At 44.2% G+C, this 310-nt stretch carries 1 pseudogene; it reads left to right on the forward strand.

From position 1 onward, the window contains the following. A pseudogene (locus HMPREF2805_RS11180) lies at nucleotides 1-310 on the forward strand (mucin-binding protein); the annotation flags it as partial.

Genomic DNA, 310 nt, shown 5'->3' on the forward strand with positions numbered 1-310 from the left:
CGATGCTTCAGTCGATCAAACATGGACAGTAACCTTGAAACATGGTGAAACTCCAGTAGGACCAAATGATCCACATAACCCAACAGATCCAATCAATCCAAATGATCCAAACAGTCCTAAATACCCAGCGACAGATCAATGGAAGAAAGATGTCACATCTACTGTTAAGTATGTGGTATCAGATGGTAAGGTAGCAGCCCCAGCAGATCATGTTGAAAACGCGACATGGACACGTACCCTTACCTTGGATAAAGTCACAGGTAAAGAACTTTCAGCGACACCATGGGCATCAGATAAGACAGCCTACGCT

The organism is Streptococcus sp. HMSC034E03 (assembly GCF_001811505.1).
GTDB lineage: Bacteria > Bacillota > Bacilli > Lactobacillales > Streptococcaceae > Streptococcus.